Below are 23,144 nucleotides of genomic sequence, written 5' to 3'. Positions count from 1 at the left end.
TTCTTCAAATCCCTTTACGTACATTAGGTTATTTCTTCAAAAAAATTGCACTAAACTGTTAATATTCCTTACTATCAACCCGTAATACCTCTCCTTAGAATACTCTCCATCAAGAAAATATTAGCTAATTGTGCTCCTTAGAACACATATCTGGAGATGTTCATGAAAAAATTTGAAGATAGCGGCTTATTAGTGGCGCGTATTTTAATGTCAGTTCTGTTTATTATTGCAGGTTATGGAAAATTAGGGAGTGCTTACGCAGGGACGCAGGAATTCATGGAGGCAATGAAGGTTCCTGGAATTCTACTGCCACTCACTATCTTACTTGAACTCGGGGGCGGAATTGCGGTGTTGTTAGGACTGCTGACCCGCACTACAGCAGCGTTTACTTTTATTTTCTGTATTCTGACTGCAATTCTGTTCCACTATGATTTTTCAGATGGCATGAACCAGACTATGTTCCTGAAGAATTTCGCTATCGGTGCTGGTTATCTCATGCTGGCAATGATGGGGCCAGGCAAATTCAGTATTGACCGTGTACTGAATAAGAACTGGTAATTGCCTGCTATTACAAAAAGCCCCTTGCAGGCAAGGGGCTTTCTGGTTATTTATTTCACAAATAATTTGGGGATTTCCCGCAGACACCAGGCTTTAGCTTCCCCCATCCTGTCACGCCTCCATGCCATAATAATGTTGGTTTCATGGATATATTCCGAACCAATAACCCGCAGACGCCCTTCTGCAATATCGTTCTCCACCATCGGATATGGCATCGTTGCAACTCCCAGCCCCGCCAACAAAGCCCGTCTTTTATCTTCCAGTGAACTGACCGTTAGGCGTGGTTGCTTATCCAAAAGTTGAATTGTCAGTACCGGGCGCTCCCTTGCTGTATCAGCCACTGCTATCCCACGGTACTTAACCCGTGTGGCATCAGATAAAGGTTCCGGTTCAAGGTGAATAGGATGATCCACACTGGCAACATAGACGTTTTTGATGGAATAAAGTGTTCGTGAATTGGTTTCCGCAGATGCCCTGAAATGAATATCTGGTGCAATCACAATATCTGCATGACCAGATTCCAGCCGTTCCCAGGCACCAGCCAACACCTCAGTTATTAATGAAAGCTGAGTATTCGCTTTATTTGCCAGCCTGTCCACAAGAGGAAATAATGACTCAACGGGAAACAACGCTTCACAGACAACAATCAGATGAGTTTCCCAACCACGGGCAAGCGCTTGTGCATCTGCCGTAAGTTTGTCCGCCACTTCAAGCAATAGCCTGCCCCGATCAAGCAACATTCTGCCGACATTAGTAAACTTTGTACGATGCCCGGAGCGGTCAAACAACACCACATCCAGCTCTTCTTCCAGTTTCTGCATGGTATAACTTAATGCAGAAGGCACCCGCCCCAATTCATCCGCTGCTGCGGCAAAACTTCCTCTCCGGTCTATCGCATCCATCACCCGCAAAGATTCCAGTGTAAGCGCTCGTTCTTTCCCCATGTTCTTTACCCATATAGCTCTCAATCAATAAATTTGAATATAGAGAACAGATTAACTGGCTAACATTTCAACGTCCAGATAATTAAGATCAAATGCAATAGGTATATAACAAATAAATATATGGCAGACGTATAGCAAAGAGATAGTCGTCATGATAATAACCAGAACAGCAAATCAATGCGGGAAAGCCGATTATGGTTGGTTGAAAGCCCGTTATACTTTTTCATTCGGCCACTATTTTGACCCAAATTTTTTGAACTATGGAGCACTTCGGGTACTTAATCAGGAGATCCTTGCCCCAAAAGCAGAATTCAAGCCAAAGGCTTATCCTCATGTCGATATTCTGAATCTTATCCTGCAAGGAGAAGCCGAGTACCGTGACAGTGCCGGAAACTATATTCAGGCCCGTCAAGGAGAGTGCCTGTTATTCTCTACCCGTCAGGATCTGCGCTACAGTGAGCACAATATCAGTGATAAAGTACCGCTGAACCGCCTGCAACTCTGGCTTAATGCCAATCCACATCAGGCACCACAATCCGTGCAGCGTAGAGTGTTATCTAAGCATCCTCTAACTCTGTTAGCCTCACCCACAGCCGAAAAAAACAGTATGTGCCTGCGCCAATCAGTCTGGATAAGTTCTCTTATGCTGCGAACTAATGACACCCGGACAATGTCTTTGCAAGGGAGACATGCTTATCTGCAATCTATCAGTGGTAATGTTGAGATTCATGCTCAGAGCCAGACCAATAACCAGTCTAATGTGAATATCAAATGTGGGGATGGGATATTTATTCAAGACGAGCCACGACTGCGTCTGCGGGCAATCTCTTCATTTCAGGGCTTGCTAATCGATTTGGGAAGTTAATATTTCTGCCTGAATTATCTGCTGAAATGAATAAGCCCTATAAAGCAGATGCTCTATAGGGCTGAATCTGTGGAGTCGGCCGATAAGCCGGGTTCTGTCGTGGACAATCATTCATCTAGGCCAGAACTTACGCGCTGGCTCAAGCAACCTACCCGGGTTCGGTACGGGCCGTACCATATGAACCCCTATTTGGTCTTGCTCCGGGTGGAGTTTACCATGCCACGGACTGTTACCAGCCGCACGGTGCGCTCTTACCGCACCCTTTCACCCTTACCTGATCTCAGTTTCTTACAAAACTGAGCCATCGGCGGTTTGCTCTCTGTTGCACTGGTCGTAGGCTTTCACCTCCCAGACGTTATCTGGCACCCTGCCCTGTGGAGCCCGGACTTTCCTCCCCTTTACAACTTTCTTCCGAAAGAGACTCCCGAAAGAAACAGTAAAGCAGCGACTGTCTAGCCAACTCCGGCGCGGATTATAAGGGGTTTATCACCTGATGTATAGGGGTTTTCATGTTCCCGCTATTCTCATGTGCTTTCCTCGGTTTGTTCAAGAGCATAACGGTATAAGGCATTTTTCTTCACGCCATGAATGTCTGCCGCCAGTGCCGCAGCCTTTTTCAGCGGTAACTCTTTTTGTAGTAATGCCAATGTCCGCAACGCTTCTGGAGGGAGACTATTATCTGCTGGTTTGCGATATCCTTCAACAATCAGCACCATTTCTCCCCGCCGGCGGGTTTCATCTTCTCTGATCCATGCCAGCAACTCTCCAGCAGGCATTCCCTGAATAGATTCCCACGTTTTTGTCAACTCTCGCGCCAATACCACATAACGATCTGCGCCCCATACTGCGACAATATCTTCTAAACTGTCCAACAAGCGATGTGTGGACTCATAGAAGATCAATGTCCGTGGTTCCTGCGCCAAATCGCGTAATACATCCCGGCGTCCTTTACTTTTTGCCGGCAAAAAACCTTCGTAACAAAAACGATCAGAAGGCAGCCCTGCAGCAGACAATGCCGTAATTGCTGCACAAGGCCCCGGCAATGGGACAACATTAATACCAGCTTCACGGCAGCGACGGACAACGTGATACCCCGGATCGTTGATCAACGGTGTTCCGGCATCAGAGACAAGAGCAATACTCAGACCTTGCTGCAATTTCTCAATTAATTGATCTGCTTTCTGCTGTTCATTATGATCATGAAGTGCGAACATGCGCGCATTAATGGCAAAATGCTGAAGCAATAAGCCAGTGTGTCGCGTATCTTCGGCTGCAATCAGATCGACATGTTTAAGAACTTCAAGTGCACGCTGAGTGATATCCCCCAGATTTCCAATAGGGGTTGGCACAACATACAGCGTAGATGTCGTAACCACTGCTCGATTAGGTTGATTCATTATTTCATCCGAATGACCGATTTAAAATTGAGCATCTTTGAAAAAAACATCACTGGATACAGTATGCTTCCCTCAATTTTTGTGCGTTTCAAAACTGGTTTAGTCTGCTCAGCACTGCTGACGACTATGATTATTGCAGGGTGTACCACGCCTAAACCACAAGGGCAACCACCTTCTGAGCCACAAGACAAGATCAGCGCAGAGATTAACCGCTATCAAGCTATTATTGATGCTGCTGATAACCAGCCTTCTCTGGATGTCATCCGTGCTTATATTGCGCTGGAGCCACATGCAGCAAATGAAGCCGCACGCCAGAAAAACATTGATGATACATGGCAGGTACTGACGCATCTGACTTCACAACAACTGAGCGAACTGGTAATTAATGCCAATGAATATACGCTTCAGGGATGGTTAGATCTGCTAAATGCTTACCAGACCAATAAACAGGATCAGGATAAACTACGTTCTGCCATTCGTGACTGGCAAATTCGCTACCCGGATAACCCCGCTACTCGGAGTTTACCTGCTGCCCTGCACCAAATGCTATTTACCCCCACAAATCGTCAGGCCAGCATAGGGCTATTTCTGCCTCTGAGTGGCCAGGCAAAAGCATTTGGTGAGGCGATCCGCCAAGGCTTCCTTGATGCACAAAAAGGCTTGCCACAACCCGAAATGCCTGTGAATGCAACTGATTCTGCCAATGTTAATTCCGTTAATACCAGTGCTTCCGATATCGGAGACACCAATAATACAACAACGGGTGATACTATCAGAGATATAGCAGGAACAGATATGGCAAATGCTGATACCGAAAATCCTGAAAATAATTCCGGCAATACCAGTACAGCAGCACAATTTACGATCAGTCTGGTTCCTGTCAATGATCATCCTGTGAAAATCTATGATACCAGCAGCCAGCCTCTGGCTAATCTGTTGGCACAAGCTGAACAGGATGGCGTTACACTGGTAGTCGGCCCATTGCTGAAACCTCAGGTTGAGCAATTGGCCCAGATCAATACACCATTAAATATTCTGGCTCTTAATAAACCAGATACATCACAACTCAATCCCAATATCTGCTATTTCTCCCTGTCACCGGAAGATGAGGCTAAAAGTGCTGCTCTGCATATCTGGTATCAACAGAAACATAATCCATTGGTGTTAGTACCGCGTACTGCATTGGGTGATCGAGTGGCAAAAGCCTTTGCAGCCGAATGGCAGAAATTAGGCGGCTCCAACGCTTTACAGCAATCCTTCGGAACAATAACAGAGATGAGACAATCCATGAACCGTGGCGTTGGGATTCATTTATCTGGCACACCAATTTCTGTCAGTACTGCTTCCGTCAATACTTCCACTCCTGATATTGACGAGCCACAAGCTGATAAGAACTTATCCATTGCTATTACCAGCACTTCCCGTGAGCAAATTGATGCGGTTTACATTGTTGCGACAACGGATGAATTAGCACTGATCAAGCCAATGATTGATATGGCAATCAGCTCTCGTGAAAAACCCGCTCTTTATGCCAATTCACGTAGCAATAAAGCAGATGCGGGGCCAGATTTTCGTCTGGAAATGGATGGTATGCAATTCAGCGATGTTCCGTTATTGACGGGAACGAATATTCCCTTAATGAAACAGGCCGCAAATAAATTTGGTAATGATTATTCTCTTATGCGCCTTTACGCGATGGGAATTGATGCCTGGTCATTAGCCAATCATTTTGCTCAGTTACAACAAGGTATCGGGTTCAATATGAATGGAGCATCCGGAGAGCTTTCCATCACAGAGGGTTGTACAATATCCCGTCAGCTACCATGGATGCAATTTAATAATGGACGCGTTATGGTAGAGAGCCACATGACAGAAAATAACTCCGCTGACAGTACTTCTGCCATTGACAATATTTCTGTTCAGAATACAAACAAAAATATTGCCATACCGTCGGTACAATAAATTACTTTTTTCTTTTGATCGGTAATTTCAGGATGAAAAAAAAACCAAATAATCGCTATGCGCAGGGATGCCATTATGAACAGCAAGTTAAACAGTTTTTGCAGCAACAAGGTCTTGTCTTTGTCGCAGAGAATGTGAAAATTCGTGGCGGGGAGATTGATCTGATCATGCGTGATAAACAAACATGGGTCTTTGTCGAAGTTCGTTTCCGCCAAAATGCACAATATGGTGATGCCGTTGCTACAATTACCCGAAGCAAGCGCAGAAAGATATTGCGCACTGCTTCGTTCTGGCTTTACCAGCGTGATGAATGTTTTGAGACTGCGGCCTGCCGCTTTGATGTTTGTGCAATTACCGGTCAAAAATTTGAATGGCTGAAAGATGCTTTCAATTTAAATGAAAACCTATCTGATAGGTTCTGAATTTACTCGATCAATAAAATAGGTCATAACGTGCTGGATAGAATTAAAGTCTGCTTTACCGAAAGTATTCAAACACAAATCGCAGCAGCAGAGGCATTACCCGACGCGATATCCCGCGCCGCAATGATGATGGTTCAGTCACTGCTGAATGGTAACAAGATCCTGTGCTGTGGCAATGGAGGCTCAGCCGCAACAGCACAACGTTTTGCCTCCAGTATGATAAACCGATTTGAGACAGAGAGACCAAGTCTGCCAGCGTTGTCGCTGAATGCTGATAATGTGGTGATCACTGCCATTGCCGGCAGTAAACAGCCAGAAGAGATCTACGCTAAACAAGTCAGAGCACTGGGGCAGACCGGAGATGTTCTGCTGGCTATCTCTACACATGGAAACAACCGGGCGATTATCAAAGCAGTCGAAGCCGCTGTCACCCGTGATATGACTATTGTTGCATTGACGGGTTTTGATGGCGGTGAACTGGCAGGATTGTTGGGGCCACAAGATGTGGAAATCCGTATCCCTTCCCATCACAGTGTCAGAATTCAGGAAGTGCACATGCTGACAATTAACTGTCTGTGCGACTTAATCGACAATACGTTATTCCCTCATCAGGATGACTAAGGAGCCAAAAAATGCGGTTATTTTCTCTATTATTGGTATTTTGTAGTGCAATGTTATTGCAGGGATGTATTGGTGCTGCCATCATCGGCTCTGCTGCTATTGCAACCAAAGCAGGCACCGATCCCCGTACAGTCGGGCAACAAGTTGATGATACCACTTTAGAAGCTCGTATCAGTAATGACATCAGCAAAGACCCACAAATTAAGTCCCGGGCTCGTATCGTTACGACAGTTTATGAGGGCAAAGTGCTATTAACCGGCCAGAGCCCAGACATGCAGCTGGCAGATCGGGCCAAACAGATAGCATCAAAAGTCGAAGGGGTTAGTGTAGTTTACAACGAAATCAGGCAAGGTAATCCTGTTGCACTCAGTACTGCATCTTTAGATACCTGGCTGACGACAAAAGTACGTTCGAAAATTCTGACCAGTGATGCGGTGAAGTCATCAAATATTAAAATTGTGACTGAGAATGGCGAAGTTTTTTTGTTCGGCATTGTTACCAAGCAGGAAGGGGCTGATGCCGCGAAGATTGCCAGTGAAACTGACGGGGTTAAACGTGTAACCACCGCGTTCACTTATCTTGATTAGATTTCAATATTGAAAGTAGCGATTAACACGATACAAATCACGGTATCAGCAGTAAAACGTCACAATTAGTTTTTTTAACAAACTCTGCCAAACAAAGCAGCACCAAAAAGTGCTGCTTTGTTTGGGTTTTTCTACTGTTTCCTGAGCACTGCATTTCAAATTATTTACTCAATTTATTTGTTCTTAAATAACTCTGTCCCCCTAATAACTGCATTTGCCGTAAGACCCATCGCTGACGCTGCAACACATAAGTAGAAGGCACATCAACCCTATAGCGAAGAGGATTAGGTAACACTGCTGCCAAAAGAGCGGCCTCGGAGGCTGTCAATCGACTGGCCGGTTTGCCGAAATAATGTTGAGTAGCTTCTTCCACACCAAAAATACCATCACCAAATTCAGCAATATTGAGATAGACTGTTAAAATGCGTTTCTTCGACCACAGTAGCTCCAGCACAACCGTCATTCCCGTCTCCAGCCCTTTCCTCACCCAACTACGCCCTTCCCACAGAAAGAGGTTTTTAGCTGTTTGCTGAGTTATGGTGGAAGCACCACGTATTCGCTTCCGATACTTTTTGTTATGTTCCACTGCCATTGCTATCGCTGGAAAATCAAACCCCCAGTGTTCCGGAAACCGTTGATCCTCGGCAGCAATCACGGCTAATGCCATATAAGGTGAAATTTGATCTTGATCTACCCAGGTAGAGCGAGAAACATAAGATAAATTAATTGACATTAACGCACTGATTTGTTTCTCCAACATCACCATAGAAAACGGCACCGGCAGAAATGAAAATGTGATTACAGCAACAAACCACAAAAGAGTGATCATGCCCACAATTTTTTTCAACCAGTGCCATAATTTTGAAAAAGGATTTCTCATCCTAATTACTCAATCATTTCCAATATTTTTCTGACCAATTTGTCTATCCCAATTTCAGCCTCAGATAAAGATTGAGCAAGCATATAAGCTGGCGTTGTTACAATTTTATTTTCAAAATCAATAACAATGCCATCAACCGGACACGCTATATGAACCCCTCCCATTTTTTCTATCTGTGCTACCGTTTCGGGATCATTACCCACAGTGACTTTTATCGGTTTACCTAATATTTTGGGAACCATAACAGGGGCAATGCACATAAAACCCATTGGCTTGCCTTTTTGGTGCATATTTTGCACAACACTTAAAAACTCTTTATTTATTTCACAATCAGATCCTTTAAATGCGAAATTACATAAATTTTTAGCTGCGCCAAAACCACCGGGAACAATCAGTGCATCCAAAGTATTAACATCAACCTCAGATAATGGTTGAATATTACCTCTTGTTATACGGGCTGATTCTTCCATTATGTGACGTATTTCTTGTTTCTCCTCTCCATTAAGGTGATTAATTACATGATGTTGTGACTCATCAGGCGAAAAAAAAGACACTTTAGCGCCCAAACGGCTCAAAGAGAGCATAGTTAAAACTGATTCGTGGATTTCACTACCGTCATAGACCCCACATCCACTTAATATAACTGCAACAGATTTCATATTTCTCTCCATTTGTAGTAGATTAATGCTTAACCCCTTAGAGGGTTAAACACCAATCTTCATCACAGATTTTAATGAATCTTGTAACAAAAAATCTTATCTTTGCTATGTTGGTACTTGTATTCTGTGTGGAAGAATTCTTTAATTGCTCGCGCCTAAAATAAATCTTAGATAAGCGGGCAAACAAGTTTCCCTGGTGTTGGCGCAGTATTCGCGCACCCCAACTTCGGTTGGGGTTATTTTTTTGTAGCGTTTGCCAACCAGTTTCTCAATGTTTCCGTATCACTTTTCCATTCCTGACTCAGCTCATCTACCCACTCCTGCACATTATCCCACCACGCTGGTAAATCTGGTGATTGGATCTGCTGTGCTAATTGTTGTAAATGACGTAATCCAACAGAACTGGCAGCACCCTTGATTTTATGAGCCTCTTCCGTAATTCCTTTTTGATCCCTTGCTGTCATATTCGATTCCAGTAAGGCAAGGTAGTTTGGCATCATATTTTCAAAGATGGTCAAATTATCAGCTATCATCTTCGAACCGACCAAGTCGATATACTGATTGAGCATCTCTATATCAAGTAGTTCATCAAGGAATTCTTCACCCTTTTTCAAGGTAATTGTCTCCGGTAACAGCGGTTCAGATTCAGCCTGCTTACCCCAGAATTTTTCCATTACGGTAGTCAATTCCTTAACAGAAAGAGGCTTATTGAGAACTTCATCCATGCCTGCCTCAAGATATTCTTTTTTGCCTTTCAAAACATTGGCAGTCAGAGCGATAAGTGGAGGGAGAGTGTGATTCTGGTAACGTTTATGCAATTTACGAGCAATATCCAATCCAGTCATATCCGGTAATTGGATATCAAGCAGCACCAAGTCATACTCATCAGGATCAAACATATTCAGAGCATCACGACCATTCATAGCGACATCTACACTATTACCGAGTTTCTCCAGAACAGAACGGGCAACAATGACATTCAGCTCAATATCCTCAACCAACAGGATATTCAGTGCAGGTAATGGCAGTGAATCTTCTTCTTCCCCTCCTACAGCGTTTTCATCAATCGCAGGGGCAATCACAGACAAGGTAAAACATGATCCCTCCCCTACTGTACTCTTAACCGTAATATCACCTCCCATAGCTTGTGCAAGCCGTTTGGATACAGCGAGACCGATCCCTGTTCCTGTTGCCGGACATCCACCAGCACTGTCTCTCACCTGATAATACATAGCGAAGATTTTTTCTAATTCATCAGAAGGGATACCAATACCGGAATCAGTGACTTCAAACAGCAGACGATCTTCTTTTTCACACCAGATACGCACTCTGATTTCACCTTTTTGGCTAAACTTCACGGCATTACCAATTAAATTCCACAGAATTTGACGCAGGCGAGTACCATCAGCTAATACTTTGGCGGGTAATGGCAATTCTGGCTCTAAAACAAACCGAATTCCTTTCGGTTGTGCCAGCAATCCAGACAAATTTTCTAAGTCAGCCATAAAACCAGTAAAATCAATCGGCTGAGTGTCAAGTTGGATCTTACGGCGCTCAATTTTATCTAACTCAATAATATCATTGAAGATATTACCCAGAGTGATTGCGCTGACGTGGATTGTTTTCAGATAGTTACATTGTTCTGATGTCAGAGTAGTATCCATCAGGATACGGCTTAAGCCGACAATGCCATTTAAAGGCGTACGAAGCTCATGGCTAATCGTAGAGATAAAGGTAGTCTTATCCCTGCTGGCATTCTCCAACGCGTCCTGATAGCGTTTACGCTCCGTTATATCGCGTCCGAATCCCATCAGACCATGACGTTTACCGATACGGTCATAAAAAGGAACTTTTCTCAGCTCAAAACAGGCCTTACGCCCATCAGGATAAACCAGCCATTGTTCATAAGTCAGCGAGACGTTATGACGAAAGACTTTTTCATCCGTTTCCATCACTTTACTGGCGATCTCTTTATCGTAAACTTCTATCGGAGTCAGACCAATCAGTTGTTTTTCGCTTTTGCCTGTCAGCAGTTCCATCGCACGGTTACAGCCAGAAAATTCATTATCTTCATTGCGGTAATAAACCAGATCAGGTGAAGCATCAAGGAATGAACGCAACAAAACCGATTGCTGTTCAAGTTCAATCTGTGTTTTTTCACGGTGCTCCATTTCTAATTTCAATTTGTCCAGCAACACCAGATGAGCTTGTTCTGCTTTTTCCCTTTCACTGATTTCTTGATTTAATTGAGTAATATTGTCTTTTAACTGCTGATTCAATATTGCATCACGCTGACGCATTTCCTCCAGCTTTGCCACCAAACTGGATAAACGTTGACGGGACTCTTCAAGTTGCTCCACGACAATAGAGAGAAAATAAACCGCCCACGGTGTAATTAATAAACCAAAAAAGATGGAACGGATTAAATCGATACGTTGTACTTCCCCATGCAAGACGAATGTCACTGCCATTTGCATCGCCATTGCCAGGATCACCAGAACAGATGCCAGTAGTAACGAAAAGCGTACTAATCCCAGTTTCATCATTAAATCAACGTAATATTGGGCAAGCCCCCTGATCAGATTCATAACAACTCCAAGTAAAATCACCAGATTGAATCATAACTTAAATAAAGCCCAACTTCGTTAAGGGATATTGTCCTTAATCCCTTAAAAGAATAAAAAATCAAAAAAATAGAATAATAAATCAATCCTGATTTTAGTTACTTATAAAAGAACAAAAATCAATCAATCATTTACTCTTAACGAACACAAAATATACGATTACATGCCAATAAAATTCATAAACAAAGACTAATATTCTAAAAAAAGTCATTTTATAAGCATATTTAAAACACATATTATGGATAAATTAGTGATATAACTCACATCATTTCCAAGTCATGATCTGAGTCACATAATAAGGCAATAACAATATTTTTATTTTAATTCATACGGATATGTGTTTTTCAATTACATAAAACACGATCTAACATTATTTGACCTGTTTTATTTTTCTCGCTAAGTTGGAAATTCACTGAAAATTATCTGTTGGTTCTTTCTCCAACTCATATTTATGCAGTGACCTTATACAGAAACAAAATATCATTTCGCTCTGCTGTTTTTATTAACGGTTATGACTGATAAATAGTTATTACCAATAAAACCAAATGGTATTTGACTGAGGACGCAATTCAGACGTCTGTAGCAATAATAATCTATATCATCTAGTGAGTGATGTAAGAGTCGGACAAAACTTGGGAGCTTTACCATGTTGTATGACAAATTACAGGAAAAAGATAACTGTGGCTTTGGATTAATCGCACATATTGAAGGGGAGCCAAGCCACAAGGTTGTGCGCACAGCAATACATGCACTTGCCAGAATGCAACATCGGGGAGCAATTCTGGCAGATGGAAAAACTGGTGACGGCTGTGGCTTACTAATGCAAAAACCTGATCGGTTTTTCCAGATGATTGCCAATGAACAATCATGGAGACTGGCAAAGAACTACGCTGTCGGTATGCTGTTTTTAAGCCAGGATAGCCAGATAGCCCAATCATGCCGCGATATTATCGAACAAGAATTAGAAAATGAAACGCTGTCCATTGCCGGATGGCGAGAAGTCCCTATCAATCGCGATATTTTAGGTAACATCGCACTGTCAAGCCTCCCCCGCATTGAACAAATTTTTGTTAATGCGCCTGCCGGATGGCGATCACAGGATTTGGAACGTCGGCTATTCATTGCCCGTCGCCGTATAGAGAAACGCATTACCGATGATGATTTTTATATTTGCAGCCTCTCCAATCTAGTCACGATTTACAAAGGGCTGTGTATGGCAGCGGATCTACCTCGATTCTACTCGGATTTGGCAGATCTACGTATGGAATCAGCGATCTGCCTGTTCCATCAGCGGTTTTCAACTAATACCATCCCTCGCTGGCCATTAGCACAGCCGTTTCGTTATCTGGCTCATAATGGTGAAATCAATACGATCACTGGAAACCGCGAGTGGGCCAAAGCGAGAGCCTATAAATTCCGTACGCCTTTGATCCCTGACTTACAAACCGCGGCTCCTTTTGTCAACGAAACGGGTTCAGACTCCAGTTCACTGGATAATATGCTGGAACTGTTTCTCAATGGCGGTATGGATTTGATCCGTGCAATGCGCTTACTGGTTCCCCCCGCCTGGCAGAATAACCCGGATATGGATGACGATCTGCGTGCTTTCTTCGATTTCAATTCCATGCATATGGAGCCGTGGGATGGGCCGGCTGGTATCGTTATTTCTGACGGGCGCTATGCAGCCTGTAATCTCGACCGCAACGGCTTACGTCCGGCACGTTATGTCATTACGAAGGATAAATTAATCACCTGTGCTTCAGAAGTGGGGATCTGGGAGTACCAACCCGATGAAGTCGTAGAAAAAGGGCGTATCGGCCCCGGTGAATTAATGGTAATCGATACCCGGAAAGGCCGAATTCTTCATTCTGCCGAAACCGATAACGATTTGAAAAGCCGCCATCCTTATAAAGAGTGGCTGGAAAAGAATGTCAATCACCTGATTCCATTTGAAAAATTACCAGAAGAACAAGTCGGCACACGGGATTTTGGCGATCGCATGCTGGTAACCTATCACAAACAGTTTGCCTACAGTAATGAAGAGCTGGATCAAATTATCCGCGTACTCGGCGAGAATGGTCAGGAGGCAACAGGTTCAATGGGGGATGATACACCATTTGCCGTACTTTCCAGCCGCCCACGCATAATCTACGACTATTTCCGCCAGCAATTTGCTCAAGTTACCAATCCTCCCATCGATCCGCTGCGTGAAGCACATGTTATGTCACTGTCCACCCGCATAGGCCGGGAGATGAATGTCTTTTGTGAAGCGGAAGGACAGGCCCACCGCCTGAGTTTCGAATCCCCGGTACTGCTCTATCCCGATTTTGTGCAACTGACAACACAGCAAGGCTCCTACTATCGTGCAGAAACATTGGATTTAACGTTTAACCCACAAGAAACTAATCTCAAAACCGCAGTTTCAACCCTGTGCGAACAAGCAGAAAAACGTGTCCGTAATGGTGCAGTATTATTGGTCTTGTCCGATCGTAATATTTCTCCGGAAAGATTACCGATCCCTGCCCCAATGGCAGTTGGTGCTATCCAGCACTGTTTGGTGGAAAAAAGTTTGCGTTGTGATGCCAACCTGATAGTCGAAACCGCCAGTGCCCGCGATCCACACCATTTCGCGGTATTGCTCGGCTTTGGTGCTACCGCTGTTTACCCTTATTTGGCGTATGAATCATTGGGCAAAATGATCGATGATGGCACAATCAATACCCCATATGCCCGTGTAATGCTGAATTATCGTAATGGCATTAATAAAGGGTTATATAAAATTATGTCCAAAATGGGCATCTCCACGATTTCGTCCTATCGCTGTTCTAAGTTGTTTGAGGCCGTCGGTTTACATTCTGAAATAACAGATCTCTGCTTCAATGGGGTTGTCAGCCGGATTGAAGGGGCTGATTTCAACGATTTCGAACAAGATTTGCGTAACCTTTCCAGACGGGCGTGGCTACACCGCCATACGATCGATCAGGGTGGATTATTGAAATATGTCCACAATGGGGAGTATCACGCTTATAACCCTGAAGTCGTGAGTACCTTACAAGCAGCAGTACATAGCGGCAAGTACAATGATTACCAGAAGTACTCACAATTGGTCAACGGCCGTCCTATCACAACACTACGCGACCTGCTGGCAATATCTCCAAAAGGAGAGCCGATTTCCATTGAAGAAGTCGAACCCGCCGAAGCGCTGTTCAAACGTTTTGACACCGCAGCGATGTCAATTGGTGCGCTAAGCCCCGAAGCACATGAAGCACTGGCTGAAGCAATGAATACACTGGGTGGTTTCTCCAATTCCGGCGAAGGTGGAGAAGATCCCGCTCGCTATGGTACGAAAAAAGTTTCCCGAATTAAGCAAGTTGCCTCCGGGCGTTTTGGCGTCACTCCCGCTTATTTAATCAGTGCCGATGTCATTCAAATCAAAGTTGCCCAGGGAGCAAAACCCGGTGAAGGCGGACAATTACCGGGAGATAAGGTGACACCTTATATCGCCAGACTGCGTTATTCGATTCCCGGAGTGACTCTGATTTCGCCACCACCGCATCACGATATTTATTCTATCGAAGATTTGGCCCAGTTAATTTTTGATCTGAAACAGGTCAATCCTAACGCCCTGATTTCTGTGAAATTGGTTTCAGAACCGGGTGTAGGAACCATCGCTACCGGAGTAGCAAAAGCCTATGCCGATTTAATTACCATCGCCGGCTATGACGGAGGAACAGGAGCAAGTCCTCTGTCCTCTGTGAAATATGCCGGTTGCCCGTGGGAACTCGGCTTGGTAGAAACCCAGCAAGCGCTGGTCGCTAATGGCCTGCGCCATAAAATCCGTCTTCAGGTTGACGGTGGGTTAAAAACAGGTGTAGACATTATCAAAGCCGCTATTTTAGGTGCGGAAAGTTTTGGTTTTGGTACGGGGCCAATGGTTGCACTTGGCTGTAAGTACCTGAGAATTTGTCATCTCAATAACTGTGCAACCGGAGTAGCAACACAAGACGAGAAATTGCGTCAGTTTCATTATCACGGACTGCCTGAACGAGTAATTAATTATTTCCGCTTTATCGCACAGGAAACACGAGAAATTCTGGCTCAACTGGGTGTACGCAAATTAACAGATTTGATTGGCCGCACAGATTTGCTTAAAATACTGGAAGGTATCTCGGCCAAACAAAGCAAACTCAATCTTAAACCTTTACTGGAAACAGCACAGCCCCACGAAGGCAAAGCCCAGCATTGCACTGAAGATAACCCTTCCTTTGATCAGGGTGTGCTCAATAAAGCTATTATCAATCAGGCCCTGCCTTTTGTAAAAAATGCGCAGAGTAAAAAATTCTACTTTGATATCCAGAATACTGACCGCTCTGTCGGCGCATCACTGTCTGGCGCAATTGCCGCAATACATGGTGATCAGGGGCTGGCGGGTAACCCAATAAAATTACATTTTACAGGAACAGCCGGACAAAGTTTTGGGGTCTGGAATGCAGGCGGAGTTGAATTGACATTAACCGGTGATGCCAATGATTACGTCGGTAAGGGCATGGCAGGCGGACAGATTGTTATTTTGCCTCCGGTTGGCTCTGCATTCAAAAGTCACGAAGCAACGATTATTGGCAATACCTGCCTTTATGGTGCAACTGGCGGAAAACTGTTTGCCGCCGGATGTGCAGGTGAACGCTTTGCAGTAAGAAATTCAGGTGCCATCACCGTGGTTGAGGGTATCGGAGATAATGGCTGTGAATATATGACTGGTGGAATAGTCTGTGTTCTGGGTAACACAGGAGTCAACTTTGGTGCAGGTATGACAGGGGGATTCGCGTATGTTCTTGATGAATATGATGATTTCCGCAAACGGGTTAACTCTGAATTAGTCGAAGTTCTCTTAATTGATACCCTCTCTATTCATAAAGAGCATCTGCGCGGATTAATCACCGAACACGTTCGCCTGACCGGCTCCCAGCACGGTGAAAGTATTCTGGAAAACTGGTCACTATGGGTCAATAAATTCGCACTGGTTAAACCTAAGTCCAGTGATGTCAGTGCACTACTGGGGCACCGCAGCCGCTCCTCCGCAGAATTACGGGTTCAGGCGCAGTAGGAGTTAAAAATGAGTCAAAATGTTTATCAATTTATCGACCTACAGCGTGTCGATCCCCCAAAAAAAGCACTGAAAATCCGCAAAATAGAATTTGTGGAAATTTATGAGCCTTTTTCTGAAATTCAGGCACAAGCGCAGGCAGATCGCTGCCTCGCATGCGGAAATCCGTATTGTGAGTGGAAGTGCCCGGTGCACAACTATATCCCGAACTGGCTAAAATTAGCCAATGAAGGCCGCATTATTGAAGCAGCAGAGCTATCCCATCAAACAAATAGCCTGCCGGAAGTTTGTGGACGGGTTTGTCCGCAGGATCGTCTGTGTGAAGGTGCCTGTACACTGAATGACGACTTTGGTGCCGTCACTATCGGTAATATTGAGCGTTATATTAACGATACTGCTATTGCGATGGGTTGGAAACCCGATATGTCACACGTGAATACGACAGACAAACGAGTCGCTGTCATTGGAGCAGGCCCTGCTGGATTGGCCTGTGCCGATGTTCTGACACGCAATGGAGTACAGGTTATCGTTTACGATCGACATCCTGAAATCGGCGGATTACTCACATTTGGTATTCCTGCATTCAAACTGGAAAAAGAAGTCATGATCCGGCGCAGAGAAATTTTTACCGAAATGGGTATCGAATTCTGTCTGAATACAGAGATAGGGAAAGATGTCACACTTGCTGAACTCACAAAGCAATTTGATGCCGTCTTTTTGGGTGTTGGAACTTATCAGTCCATACATGGTGGCCTGGAAAATGAAAATGCCGACGGGGTATATGATGCTCTGCCTTTTTTAATTGCCAATACCCGTCATTTAATGGGCTATGAAGAATTACCGGAACAGCCCTATATTGATATGAAAGGTAAACGAGTTCTGGTTCTGGGTGGTGGTGACACGGCAATGGACTGCGTACGTACTTCTATTCGTCAGGGTGCAACCAATGTGGTCTGTGCCTATCGGCGAGATGAAGACAACATGCCGGGTTCTCGCCGTGAAGTGAAAAATGCCCGGGAAGAAGGTGCTGAATTCCAATTCAACCTCCAACCAGTCAACATTGAAGTCAATGATAGAGGTCATGTTCGAGGTGTCAGAGTAGCTAAAACACAATTAAGTGAAATGGATGAAAAAGGCCGTCGCCAGGCTGAAATCATTCCAGATTCAGAGTTTATCATTGAAGCCGATGCTGTGATTATGGCGTTTGGTTTCAAACCACACACTATGCAATGGCTGGATAAGTATCAGGTCAATCTTGATCAACAAGGGCGCATTATCGCTCCCGAATCCAGTGATTTCCCTTTCCAAACCAGTAACCCTAAAATCTTTGCTGGTGGAGATGCTGTCAGAGGTTCTGATTTAGTAGTCACCGCCATTGCTGAAGGCAGAAGAGCCGCCGCCGGTATTCTTGATTACCTTGAGGTTTAATTTTATCCTGAGTTTTTCTCCGGTCTTTTGATCGGAGAAAATCTTACAAAATAGACTCTCACTTCTCTTTTATTGTCATTCTAAAACTATCTCTTGTTGGACTTAGTGATTATTTGCATTTGATTGATGAATTCTATCAATATATACTAAATTGATCGTTATTACCGATCAATTTATTGATCTTTTTTGATTCATCTGGTACATTTTTTGTGTGCACAGAAAATTGGGATCTTAAACCACCATCTCCTATGGAGGTAGTGGTAGTTTTCCTTTTACTACCATGATTATTGTATTTTTTTGAGTTATGCGACTATTCTTATATCCCAAAAGTAAATATTTGAATTTAATATCTTGGCTAATCTTAAAAATAGGTTTGATTGCTTTTTAAAGAAAGATTCCAGGATATAAAGAAGATATGAGGGATTAATGAAATAAGATGATGATTTATACGTAAATTACAGATTTGAAGCCCGCTCTTTCAAGTAAACTAATTAAATAATAAACAATTTAAAATTAATTACATAATAGTAACCCCGAGAACTAAATGCGTTTACTAACTAAAATATCTTTACTCTCTTTCATATTCTTGATTAGCTCCCCTTCGGTCGCTGGTTTATCCACCCCTACAGAAATCAGACAGCAAGTAAAAGAGAGGGGAGTGAATTCCATCGTTGCTGAAATAGGTGAACAAGGTAAAAGGAATGAAATCGCCCATTATATTACGACCGGAAATCCTGAATGGGTAAAAATAGCTTTTGAATTAACTCCCAACATACATCAAGATTTTTCCAAACAGATTTTTAATTCCTTATCTTTTGCCCTGATTAATAATCCTGTTGAAGTTCTAACGCTGGCAAACAAACGCAAACCTTCCTTATCAAGTGATATCTGTAATATTCCACCAATATTAATAGGTTTGGAAAATAAAGAGCAATTTGTTCGAAATGTAGCTAAAAGTTTAAACGCAGCCAAAAAATCAGCAAGCAGAAAGGATAAAGAAAATATAGAGATATGTCAGTGGGAGCTGAACCAATCTTACACTGAATATTTGTAATACAATACCAATAACCAATAAACCGATAAAATAAAGGAGATAAATATCTCCTTTATTTTATCGGTTTATTGGTACTGCATGGTTTATGTGCCTATTTTACCACACGTAATGTCGGGCGGCCTTTTGGTGGTTGAGGTGGTTCATCATCCGGAGAATTATCATCACGCGGTGTTTTCGTGTCACGAATCAGCACCAGATTATCAGCTACCGGAGAATCGGAATCTTCCTGCCCAGACCCCGCTTCATAGGCTACTTCTGGCTCAAACATCATTCCGGCCCCATTTTCACGGGCATAAACCGCGATCACAGCAGACATAGGAACAGAAACCTGACGTGCTACCCCACCAAAACGAGCATTGAAGCGAACTTCGTCATTGGCTAATTCCAAATTACCAACCGCCCGTGGGGAAATATTCAGGATGATCTGCCCGTTCTGCGCATATTCTATCGGAACGCTTACTCCATATTGAGTAACATCCACAACGATATGCGGAGTCAAGTCATTATCCAGCAGCCACTCATAGTGTGCCCGCAGTAAATAAGGGCGGCGGGGAGATATTTGAGTCATACCCATACATTAACTCCGTGACTGTAAACGTATTTCACGCTCCGCTTCTGTCAATGAAGCCAGAAACGCATCACGTTCAAATACACGTTGCATATAGACTTGAAGATCTTTGGCTCCCGGGTCAGACAACTCAACACCCAGTACAGGTAACCGCCACAACAGAGGAGAGAGATAACAATCTACCAGACTGAATTCATCGCTCATGAAGAAAGACATCTCTCTGAAAATAGGTGCTATTGCCAGCAACTCTTCAGCAAGCTGTTTCCGTGCAGCATTGGCTTCCTGTATATTCCCTTCCTGAATTTTATACATCAGGGAATACCAATCCTTTTCAATTCTGTGCATCATCAAACGGCTGGAGCCACGTGCAACAGGGTATACAGGCATGAGCGGCGGATGCGGGAAACGCTCATCCAAATATTCCATTATGATGCGAGAATCATAAAGAGTCAGCTCACGATCAACGAGGGTAGGAACCGTCTGATACGGGTTCAGATCAATAAGATCCTGCGGCAAATTGCCTGCTTCAACGTGTTCTATTTCAACGCTGACCCCTTTTTCCGCCAGTACAATGCGCACTTGATGGCTAAAAATGTCGGTCGGGCCGGAAAAGAGAGTCATTACCGAACGTTTGTTGGCAGCGACAGCCATGAAAACCTCCAAGTTTATCTAAAAAAGGAACGAACAGCCCTTCAATGAACAATGGCTATTCTCGCTCATATTCTCATCCGGCTTCGCGCTTATTATCTGAGGATTATAGACAAGTCAGGCAAACGCATGGATAAGGCAAAAAATTGTCACTAGTCTACCAGATTTTGAACATTTTGTGGGGAAGTAGAATAAGAATTAATGATGATATATCGGAGTTCAGAGATTTATCTCTGCAATATGCTTTTTTTCTGGAAAAAAAAGAGTATTCACAAAGGTAAGAAAACCCGAAGAAAAAAACCCCGCCATTTTTATGGCGGGGTTCAACATTAATCCAATGCCACCATTGTGGCAAAAAATTAACGCTTGGAGAACTGTGGACGACGACGTGCTTTACGCAGACCCACTTTCTTACGTTCAACCTCACGAGCATCGCGAGTAACGAAGCCAGCTTTGCGAAGATCAGAACGCAGAGTCTCGTCATAAGCCATCAGTGCACGGGTGATACCGTGACGGATTGCGCCTGCCTGACCAGAGATACCACCACCTTTAACAGTGATGTACAGATCCAGTTTGTCCAACATGTCAGCCAGCTCAAGTGGCTGACGAACAACCATGCGCGCAGTTTCACGACCGAAGTAAACTTCGAGGCTGCGTTGGTTGATTACGATGTTACCGCTACCTGGCTTAATGAAGACACGAGCGGAAGAGCTTTTGCGGCGACCAGTGCCGTAGTATTGATTTTCAGCCATTGCCTATAATCCCGATTAAATGTCCAGAACTTGTGGTTGCTGTGCCGCGTGGTTGTGCTCACTGCCCGCGTAAACTTTCAGTTTACGGTACATTGCACGACCCAGTGGCCCTTTTGGCAGCATGCCTTTAACCGCGATTTCAATGACACGCTCAGGACGGCGGGCAATCATCTCTTCAAAGGTCGCTTGCTTGATACCACCGATGTGGCCAGTGTGGTGATAATAGATTTTGTCAGCACGTTTGTTGCCAGTTACAGCAACTTTCTCTGCGTTAACAATAATGATGTAATCACCAGTATCAACGTGCGGAGTGTATTCCGCTTTGTGCTTGCCGCGCAGGCGACGAGCTATTTCAGTTGCAAGACGGCCCAGAGTTTTGCCGTCTGCGTCAACAACATACCAGTCGTGTTTTACGGTTTCTGGTTTAGCTGTAAAAGTTTTCATTAAAGCTTACCCAATTATAAGTTACATGTTGGTGAACGCTCGAGGTTCAGAAACTTTTTTGAGGTTCACACGACTCATGTCCAGCAAACCTACCCCTTCGAATAGCCTATGCCGGCACTAATGCAAGTTTTTCGGGAAATAAAAAATCCTGCTGTAACGTGGGGTCGCGAGATTATAGAGAAGTCGCTATAAAAAATCGACCCCAAATTCAATAATTATCCCACCAGATAACAGTAATCCGGGCGAAATCTCTCTATAATTTCACCGAATATCAAGGCAGGTGCGGGCGCTGCAAATATTCCTCACTCTGCATTTCCTGTAAACGGGACAGGCAACGCTGGAACTCAAAACGGAGTAATTCTCCCTGATAAATCTCTTCCATTGGCGCTTCAGCATTGATGATCAATTTCACGTGACGTTCATAGAATTCATCGACCAATGCAATGAAACGCCGCGCAGCACTCTCATTCAACACCGTCATCACCGGTACGTCGTGCAGCAAAACAGAGTGGTAGATTTTAGACAAAGCAATATAGTCCAACTGACTCCGGGGATCCTCACACAACGTCTTGAAATTGATTGCCAACACACCATCAACACTGTTAATCGCAGGCATCTTACGATGGTTAATCTCCAGCATCGGAGCTGGCTCACCTTCCCGACCGGCCAGACGCAGGAAAACCTGATGCATCTCCTGGTGAGTACTTTCCGACAGTGGCGTCAAATAAAGATGTGCCTGAGTGAGCGTCCGCAATCGATAATCAATTCCGGCATCCACATTCATCACGTCACAATATTTTTTGATTTGTTCAATCGCTGGCAGGAAACGCGCGCGTTGTAACCCGTTCCGATACAGTTCATCTGGTGGGATATTTGATGTTGCCACCAGTGCAATTCCCCGCCTGAACAGAGCTTCTAACAATGTGCCGAGGATCATGGCATCCGTAATGTCAGAAACAAAAAATTCATCAAAGCAGAGTACATCCGTTTGTGTTTTGAAACCATCCGCCACAACTTCCAGAGGGTTTTCGTGCCCCTGTAGTTCAGTTAATTCTTCATGTACTCGCAGCATAAAACGGTGGAAATGAAGGCGTAATTTCCGTTCAGTAGGTAAGCTCTGGAAAAACATATCCATCAACCATGTTTTCCCTCGTCCCACGCCTCCCCACATATAAAGCCCCTGAACCGGACGAATCTGTTCTGTTGATGAACGCTTCAATAATTTACTCAATAGACCCTTCAATCCGTTTGCTTTCACGCCACCTGAATGTAAGGTATTACTGGCAGAAAACTGCACAAGATCATGATAGATCATATCCAGGCGGACAACTGTATTGTGTTGCACTTCATCAGGTTGATACTGACCATCAGACAGCGCAGTTTGGTAAAGAGACGAAGGTGTAATCGGTGACATTAACGTGGCAATCCTTAAAAATTTTTTATTCCCGGTCTACATACCTTGGGTATAACTCACAACCTATCATGACAAATTCGTATAAAATTAACATCTCAGGTGATATATAAATTAACGCGATGCTCGACTTTAACATCCTATAACGTTGGCTTGTTGAAGCCAGTCGCGTTGACTTTTACCTTGTTTAAAATTGGCAAAAATACCCAACGTGTG

Annotated in this window: 19 protein-coding genes and 1 other RNA gene; 9 read left to right on the top strand and 11 right to left on the bottom strand. The window is 43.9% G+C overall.

Features of this window, described 5'->3' with window-relative positions; genetic code table 11:
* The first annotated feature begins 162 nt into the window (after window positions 1-162).
* Window positions 163-558 carry a DoxX family protein gene (locus Xbud_RS11420; RefSeq protein ID WP_099136182.1) on the top strand — a complete coding sequence of 132 codons (396 nt, stop codon included), beginning with the start codon at window positions 163-165 and terminating at the stop codon, window positions 556-558.
* Between the two features lie 50 nt (window positions 559-608).
* Here Xbud_RS11420 and Xbud_RS11415 read toward each other — a convergent pair whose 3' ends face one another.
* Complete coding sequence (locus Xbud_RS11415) at window positions 609-1,502, bottom strand: LysR family transcriptional regulator (protein WP_099136181.1); 894 nt, start codon at window positions 1,500-1,502, stop codon at window positions 609-611.
* A gap of 151 nt (window positions 1,503-1,653) precedes the next feature.
* Here Xbud_RS11415 and Xbud_RS11410 point away from each other — a divergent pair, with 151 nt between their 5' ends.
* Window positions 1,654-2,367 carry a pirin family protein gene (locus tag Xbud_RS11410; RefSeq protein WP_099136180.1) on the top strand — a complete coding sequence of 238 codons (714 nt, stop codon included), beginning with the start codon at window positions 1,654-1,656 and terminating at the stop codon, window positions 2,365-2,367.
* Window positions 2,368-2,434: 67 nt separating this feature from the next.
* Here the strand turns inward: Xbud_RS11410 and rnpB are convergent.
* Together rnpB and rsmI are read right to left on the bottom strand one after the other, a co-directional pair.
* Window positions 2,435-2,831: RNase P RNA component class A (gene rnpB, locus Xbud_RS11405), an RNA gene on the bottom strand.
* 60 nt (window positions 2,832-2,891) lie between these two features.
* Window positions 2,892-3,764, bottom strand: a complete 873-nt coding sequence (gene rsmI, locus Xbud_RS11400; RefSeq protein WP_099136179.1) for a 16S rRNA (cytidine(1402)-2'-O)-methyltransferase — start codon at window positions 3,762-3,764, stop codon at window positions 2,892-2,894.
* A 63-nt stretch (window positions 3,765-3,827) separates the two neighbouring features.
* On the opposite strand from rsmI, the gene Xbud_RS11395 reads away from it, so the two are divergent.
* From Xbud_RS11395 to dolP, 4 genes are read left to right on the top strand one after another with little or no spacing between them, the layout of a single operon-like run.
* Window positions 3,828-5,726 carry a penicillin-binding protein activator gene (locus Xbud_RS11395; RefSeq protein ID WP_099136233.1) on the top strand — a complete coding sequence of 633 codons (1,899 nt, stop codon included), beginning with the start codon at window positions 3,828-3,830 and terminating at the stop codon, window positions 5,724-5,726.
* Between the two features lie 32 nt (window positions 5,727-5,758).
* A complete protein-coding gene (locus tag Xbud_RS11390; RefSeq protein ID WP_099136178.1) occupies window positions 5,759-6,148 on the top strand; it encodes a YraN family protein in 390 nt (129 codons plus the stop codon).
* A gap of 30 nt (window positions 6,149-6,178) precedes the next feature.
* The gene (gene diaA, locus Xbud_RS11385; RefSeq protein WP_099136177.1) at window positions 6,179-6,769 is read left to right on the top strand and encodes a DnaA initiator-associating protein DiaA; all 591 of its coding nucleotides are present in this window, start codon (window positions 6,179-6,181) and stop codon (window positions 6,767-6,769) included.
* A gap of 11 nt (window positions 6,770-6,780) precedes the next feature.
* The gene (dolP, locus tag Xbud_RS11380) at window positions 6,781-7,356 is read left to right on the top strand and encodes a division/outer membrane stress-associated lipid-binding lipoprotein (protein ID WP_099136176.1); all 576 of its coding nucleotides are present in this window, start codon (window positions 6,781-6,783) and stop codon (window positions 7,354-7,356) included.
* Window positions 7,357-7,516: 160 nt separating this feature from the next.
* On the opposite strand, the gene mtgA is transcribed toward dolP, so the two are convergent.
* The 3 genes from mtgA to arcB all read right to left on the bottom strand — a co-directional run bounded on the left by mtgA (window position 7,517) and on the right by arcB (window position 11,438).
* Complete coding sequence (gene mtgA / locus Xbud_RS11375) at window positions 7,517-8,236, bottom strand: monofunctional biosynthetic peptidoglycan transglycosylase (protein WP_099136175.1); 720 nt, start codon at window positions 8,234-8,236, stop codon at window positions 7,517-7,519.
* Between the two features lie 5 nt (window positions 8,237-8,241).
* Window positions 8,242-8,895, bottom strand: coding sequence for an isoprenoid biosynthesis glyoxalase ElbB (elbB, locus tag Xbud_RS11370; protein WP_099136174.1), 654 nt, complete (start codon window positions 8,893-8,895; stop codon window positions 8,242-8,244).
* Between the two features lie 236 nt (window positions 8,896-9,131).
* Window positions 9,132-11,438: an aerobic respiration two-component sensor histidine kinase ArcB gene (arcB, locus tag Xbud_RS11365; protein ID WP_422645746.1), complete on the bottom strand. Its 2,307-nt coding sequence runs from the start codon at window positions 11,436-11,438 to the stop codon at window positions 9,132-9,134.
* A 727-nt stretch (window positions 11,439-12,165) separates the two neighbouring features.
* Here arcB and gltB point away from each other — a divergent pair.
* The 3 genes from gltB to Xbud_RS11350 all read left to right on the top strand — a co-directional run bounded on the left by gltB (window position 12,166) and on the right by Xbud_RS11350 (window position 19,105).
* Entirely contained in the window at window positions 12,166-16,623 is a 4,458-nt protein-coding gene (gene gltB, locus Xbud_RS11360; protein ID WP_099136172.1) for a glutamate synthase large subunit, read from the top strand.
* Between the two features lie 9 nt (window positions 16,624-16,632).
* Window positions 16,633-18,051, top strand: coding sequence for an FAD-dependent oxidoreductase (locus Xbud_RS11355; protein ID WP_099136171.1), 1,419 nt, complete (start codon window positions 16,633-16,635; stop codon window positions 18,049-18,051).
* Between the two features lie 544 nt (window positions 18,052-18,595).
* Window positions 18,596-19,105: a hypothetical protein gene (locus Xbud_RS11350; protein WP_169923059.1), complete on the top strand. Its 510-nt coding sequence runs from the start codon at window positions 18,596-18,598 to the stop codon at window positions 19,103-19,105.
* A gap of 91 nt (window positions 19,106-19,196) precedes the next feature.
* On the opposite strand, the gene sspB is transcribed toward Xbud_RS11350, so the two are convergent.
* From sspB to zapE, 5 genes are all read right to left on the bottom strand, one after another.
* Window positions 19,197-19,679 (bottom strand): ClpXP protease specificity-enhancing factor, encoded by a 483-nt coding sequence (gene sspB / locus Xbud_RS11345; RefSeq protein ID WP_099136170.1) that lies wholly within the window; start codon window positions 19,677-19,679, stop codon window positions 19,197-19,199.
* 3 nt (window positions 19,680-19,682) lie between these two features.
* Window positions 19,683-20,324 (bottom strand): stringent starvation protein SspA, encoded by a 642-nt coding sequence (gene sspA, locus Xbud_RS11340; RefSeq protein ID WP_099136169.1) that lies wholly within the window; start codon window positions 20,322-20,324, stop codon window positions 19,683-19,685.
* A gap of 356 nt (window positions 20,325-20,680) precedes the next feature.
* The gene (gene rpsI, locus Xbud_RS11335; protein ID WP_099136168.1) at window positions 20,681-21,073 is read right to left on the bottom strand and encodes a 30S ribosomal protein S9; all 393 of its coding nucleotides are present in this window, start codon (window positions 21,071-21,073) and stop codon (window positions 20,681-20,683) included.
* Window positions 21,074-21,088: 15 nt separating this feature from the next.
* A complete protein-coding gene (gene rplM, locus Xbud_RS11330) occupies window positions 21,089-21,517 on the bottom strand; it encodes a 50S ribosomal protein L13 (protein WP_099136167.1) in 429 nt (142 codons plus the stop codon).
* Between the two features lie 271 nt (window positions 21,518-21,788).
* On the bottom strand, window positions 21,789-22,931 hold the full coding sequence (gene zapE / locus Xbud_RS11325) for a cell division protein ZapE (protein ID WP_099136166.1): 1,143 nt from the start codon (window positions 22,929-22,931) through the stop codon (window positions 21,789-21,791).
* Between the last annotated feature and the right edge of the window lie 213 nt (window positions 22,932-23,144).

Origin of the sequence: Xenorhabdus budapestensis (assembly GCF_002632465.1) — a bacterium.
GTDB classification, from domain to species: domain Bacteria; phylum Pseudomonadota; class Gammaproteobacteria; order Enterobacterales; family Enterobacteriaceae; genus Xenorhabdus; species Xenorhabdus budapestensis.
This window is presented reverse-complemented; position numbering and strand designations above follow the sequence as displayed.